5 protein-coding genes and 1 pseudogene are annotated in these 3,816 nt (G+C 74.0%); 5 read left to right on the top strand and 1 reads right to left on the bottom strand.

Annotated features, from left to right (window positions below; all coding sequences use genetic code 11):
- The 3 genes from AB7J25_RS30445 to AB7J25_RS30435 all read left to right on the top strand — a co-directional run.
- On the top strand, window positions 1-251 hold a 251-nt coding region (locus AB7J25_RS30445; RefSeq protein ID WP_428514811.1), incomplete at its 5' end, for an ester cyclase.
- 28 nt (window positions 252-279) lie between these two features.
- A complete protein-coding gene (locus tag AB7J25_RS30440; protein ID WP_428514809.1) occupies window positions 280-831 on the top strand; it encodes a hypothetical protein in 552 nt (183 codons plus the stop codon).
- Entirely contained in the window at window positions 828-1,559 is a 732-nt protein-coding gene (locus AB7J25_RS30435; protein WP_428514807.1) for a CPBP family intramembrane glutamic endopeptidase, read from the top strand. The genes AB7J25_RS30440 and AB7J25_RS30435 overlap by 4 nt, the downstream gene beginning before the upstream one ends.
- Here the strand turns inward: AB7J25_RS30435 and AB7J25_RS30430 are convergent.
- Window positions 1,477-2,223 carry a DUF4118 domain-containing protein gene (locus AB7J25_RS30430; RefSeq protein WP_428514805.1) on the bottom strand — a complete coding sequence of 249 codons (747 nt, stop codon included), beginning with the start codon at window positions 2,221-2,223 and terminating at the stop codon, window positions 1,477-1,479. The genes AB7J25_RS30435 and AB7J25_RS30430 overlap by 83 nt on opposite strands.
- A 208-nt stretch (window positions 2,224-2,431) precedes the next feature.
- On the opposite strand from AB7J25_RS30430, the gene AB7J25_RS30425 reads away from it, so the two are divergent.
- Together AB7J25_RS30425 and AB7J25_RS30420 are read left to right on the top strand one after the other, a co-directional pair.
- Window positions 2,432-3,355, top strand: a complete 924-nt coding sequence (locus AB7J25_RS30425) for a hypothetical protein (RefSeq protein WP_428514803.1) — start codon at window positions 2,432-2,434, stop codon at window positions 3,353-3,355.
- 130 nt (window positions 3,356-3,485) lie between these two features.
- Window positions 3,486-3,816, top strand: a pseudogene (locus AB7J25_RS30420) (hypothetical protein); the annotation flags it as partial.

Raw genomic sequence — 3,816 nt, 5'->3', positions numbered from 1 at the left:
TCCACGCGGCGTTCGCGGACTTCCGCGTGGAGGTCCTCGACCAGCTCGCCGAGGGCGACAAGGTGATGACCTACAAGGTGTTCAGCGGCACGCACACCGGCGAGTTCCAGGGGATCGCGCCGACCGGGCGCGCGGTGCGGTTCGAGGTCATGGACATCGTCCGGCTCGACGGCGGGCAGATCGTCGAGCACTGGGGCATGGTCGACCAGCTCGGCCTGCTGCGCCAGCTCGGCGTGCTCGGCGGATCCTGATCCCGACGGCGCCCGGACCGTCCGGCTCTTGCCCGGGCCCACCGCGCCGACCAAGGTCGACGGCGACGGGTTGCGCTCCCGGGAGAGGAGAACGACCATGCTCGCCGAGGTCGGTCTGGGACTGTCGGTCGTGCTCGCGGGCCTGTGGTCGGGTCTCCTGCTCGCCGTCGTGACCCTGCTGCACCCGATGTACGCCGCGCTCGACGGCGGCGAGTTCGCCGTCGAGCTGCAGCGGTTCCTCCCGGTCGCGCGGAAGTCGCCGACGAACTGGGTGTCTGTGATCGGCCTGGTCGTCTTCCCCGTCCTCGCCCTCGTCGGGCTGGCAGGCGACCCGACCGGGGCGCCGTTCGTGCTCACCGCTCTCGGGCTGGTGTGCACCGTCGCCGGGCCGCTGCTCGTGTCGCGGCTGCTGGCCGAGCCGAACTACGCCGTCATCCTCGGCTGGGACCCGGCCGCGATGCCTCCGGGGTGGGACGCGGTGCGGCGGCGGTACTTCCTCTGGAACCGGGTGCGCGGGGCGTTCACCTGGGTCGCCTTCGGCCTGTTCCTCGCCGCCGCCTACGCCCACCTCAGCCGGTGAGCGTGCGGGGGGCCCGCGGCTGGGCCCGGTTCCTGCTCGGGTTCGTGCTGCTCTACGCCGTGCTGGCCGGGCTCGCCGAGCTCGACCCGACCGGCGCGTCCGGGGTGGCGATCTTCGGTGCGGTGCTGCTCGCCGCGATGGTCGTCCAGCGCGGCGGCCCGCGCACGGTCGGCCTGGGCCGGCCCGCGCCGCGGGCGCTCGGCGTCGCGTTCGGGGTGTCACTGCTGGTGCTGCTCGTCTATCCGCTCACGACGGCCGTCACCGGGGCGCAGTTCGCGCTGCGGCCCGGCTGGGTGTGGCTGCTCGTCGGGGTGTTCGCCATGCACGGGCTGGCCGAGGAGCTGGTCTGGCGCGGTTACGCGTTCGCCCGGCTGCGCGAGGGCCGGTCCTTCGGGCGGGCGGTGGTGGCGACGATGCCGCTGATCGCCGCGACGCACATCCCGATCATCGCCGGGTCCGGCCTCGCGGTCGGGCTCGCCGCGATGCTGGTCGCCGCGGTCACCGCGCTGCCGCTGGCGTACCTGTACGAGACGGGTGGAAACACGGTGTGGGCCCCGGCGGTCGTGCACACCGCGATCGACAGCTTCAAGCTCGTCATCGTCCCGACGGAGTCGGTGCTGACGTTCTCCCTGCTGCTGGCCGCCGTCAGCATCGTCGTGCCGTTGCTCGCCGTGGCCGTGCCGCGGCGACTCCTCGTGCCGGACCGTCGACCTGCTCGGCGAGCGTGACGGCGACGAGCCGGCTTTCGAGGTCGGGCCGGCGGACTCCCGAGCTCGCGACGAGCAGGAACCGGCCGTGCATGCCGCGGCGACCGGCCGGCAGCTCGATGGTGTCCATCGTGGGGAGCCCGTCGCGCTCGACGTCCACGACACGACCGCGCCAGAGGACCGCACCGTCGCTGCCCAGCACCGGGCGACCGGAATGCCGGGCGGGGGTCGGGTCGAAGCGGCACCCGTCGAGATCGAGCACGTCGGTGATCATGCGTTCGACGGTGGCCACGAGATCGTTGTCCGGGGTGTCGTCGGCGGCAAGGCGCGCGGCCATCGCGACACCGGTGAGGTAGCCCTCGCGGCGCTGCGCGCGGGCCTGCTGCCGCCACCCCCACTGGGCGATCTCGGTGACCGCGACGCCGATCGCGAGCAGCAGCAGCGCGGTCTCGACGTCGGCGCGGTCGAGGATGGCGAGCCGGTAGTAGGGCTCGGTCAGGAAGAAGTCGAACGCGGCCGCGGCGCAGAGCGCGGCGAGCACCCCCGCCGCCCGGTCGCCTGCGACCCCGACCGCGACGACCACCAGCACCAGCAGCAGCGCGGCGCTCGTGTTCGCCAGCACGTCGCGCACCAGGCCTGCGCCGGCGGCGACCGCGATCGGCCCCGCCACCGCGACGGTGCGCATCACGATGCTCCTGCGGTCACTCACCACACCAGCTCACCGCCCGGTCCGGCGCGCGGCAAGGATCTTGACGCGACCTTGACGCGGTCGCGTGGCCCGGGTGTCCGCCGCGAACCGGTCGTGAACCCGCGGTGGAGGCCTGCGCAGGCCCGCGTCGTGGCGGGTCGCGGGAGCCCGGACACGTCCGCAGCCCGTCGTGATGCTGTGACCGGTGGTGGGCGCCTACCGCGGCAGCGAGGTGACCGACGGACATCCGCTCGCCGACGCCCTCGGCGCCCTGCGCAGCGAGGCGGAGTGCACGGTCGTGCGGCTGGCCGGTCTCGACCGGGACTCCGTGGAGCGGCTGATGCGCGCGCTGACGGGTAGCCCGGTCGCCGCCGATCTGGTCGCCGCCGTCTGTGCCGAGACCCACGGCAACCCGTTCTTCACCCGGGAGATCGTCCGACACCTCCGCGAGGACGGGGCGCTCCAGGCCGGGGCCGACGGGACGTTGCGCGCCGAGCTGCCCCTCACGGCGGTGCCGGAAGGGGTGCGGCAGGTGATCGCCCTGCGGCGGCGGCGCCTCGGCGAGATGACCAACCGGCTGCTGGACGTCGCCGCCACGGTCGACGGGCCGTGCACGGCATTGGAGCAGACGCGGCAGCTGGCCGCGCGGCCGCGGGGGCTGGCGCTGGGCTGGCAGCTCATGCACCACCAGGCCGCGGAGGACGCGCTGGGCATGGCCATCGACGAAGGGGTGGCCGCAGCGCCGCTCCGGCTATGCCCGGGCCGATCCCAACGCGCGGACCGGAACTGGGGCGGCGCCGCGATCGCGGGCATCGCGGCGCGGGTGGAGGCGCGCATGGGCCACACGGCCGAGGCGCTCCCGCTGCTCGCCTGCCCCGTCCGCGCACCGAACCTGGCGGCGGCGTGGGCTCCGAACTACACCCGCACGGCCTTCGAGGTGGTCGAGACGTTGTGGCTGCTCGACCGCCGCGACCACCTCGCCGTCGATCACGACAAGGCGCTCATGCACCTGCGGGTCGGTGACGCGACAGCGGCCGCGCCCTACGTCGACGCCGCAGCGGCGGCGTTCGAACGGCTCGCCATGACCGGCTGGGCCCGCCGGCTCGCGCGGACGGCAGGGTCGGGCTGACGCGGACCGCCGTCACGCCGGCACGGCGGCGACCTCGCGGCGGTGACGCGGCACTGGCACATTGCATCGTGAGGGAGCACGCTCAGCATCAGGTCCTGGGGGAGGACTCATGCGAGCAGCGGCAAAGGTGGTGAACTCGCTCCTGGCGTTCGGGGCGGCCATTCTCGTGGTGATGGCCTGCGGGACACCGGCGCCGGACCCGGGCGATGGGGCGAAAACGGGCTCGCCAGCACGGCCGACCGCAGCGCCGACCGCAGGGTCGGGCGCTGGTTCGGACGAACCGCCGAGCACCGGCGGTGACGGGGGGACCGGATCGGCTCCGCCCCTCCCACCGGAACCGCCGCCGGTGCCGAACGCATCGCTCGACGACTTTCTCGCCAAGTGCGAGGCAGGCGTCAAGGAATGGAGACAGGGCCGTGTCGACTATCCGCCGAGCGTCGACATCGGACTGGGGGAGACGG

Origin of the sequence: Pseudonocardia sp. (assembly GCF_050246655.1) — a bacterium.
GTDB lineage: Bacteria > Actinomycetota > Actinomycetes > Mycobacteriales > Pseudonocardiaceae > Pseudonocardia.
This window is presented reverse-complemented; position numbering and strand designations above follow the sequence as displayed.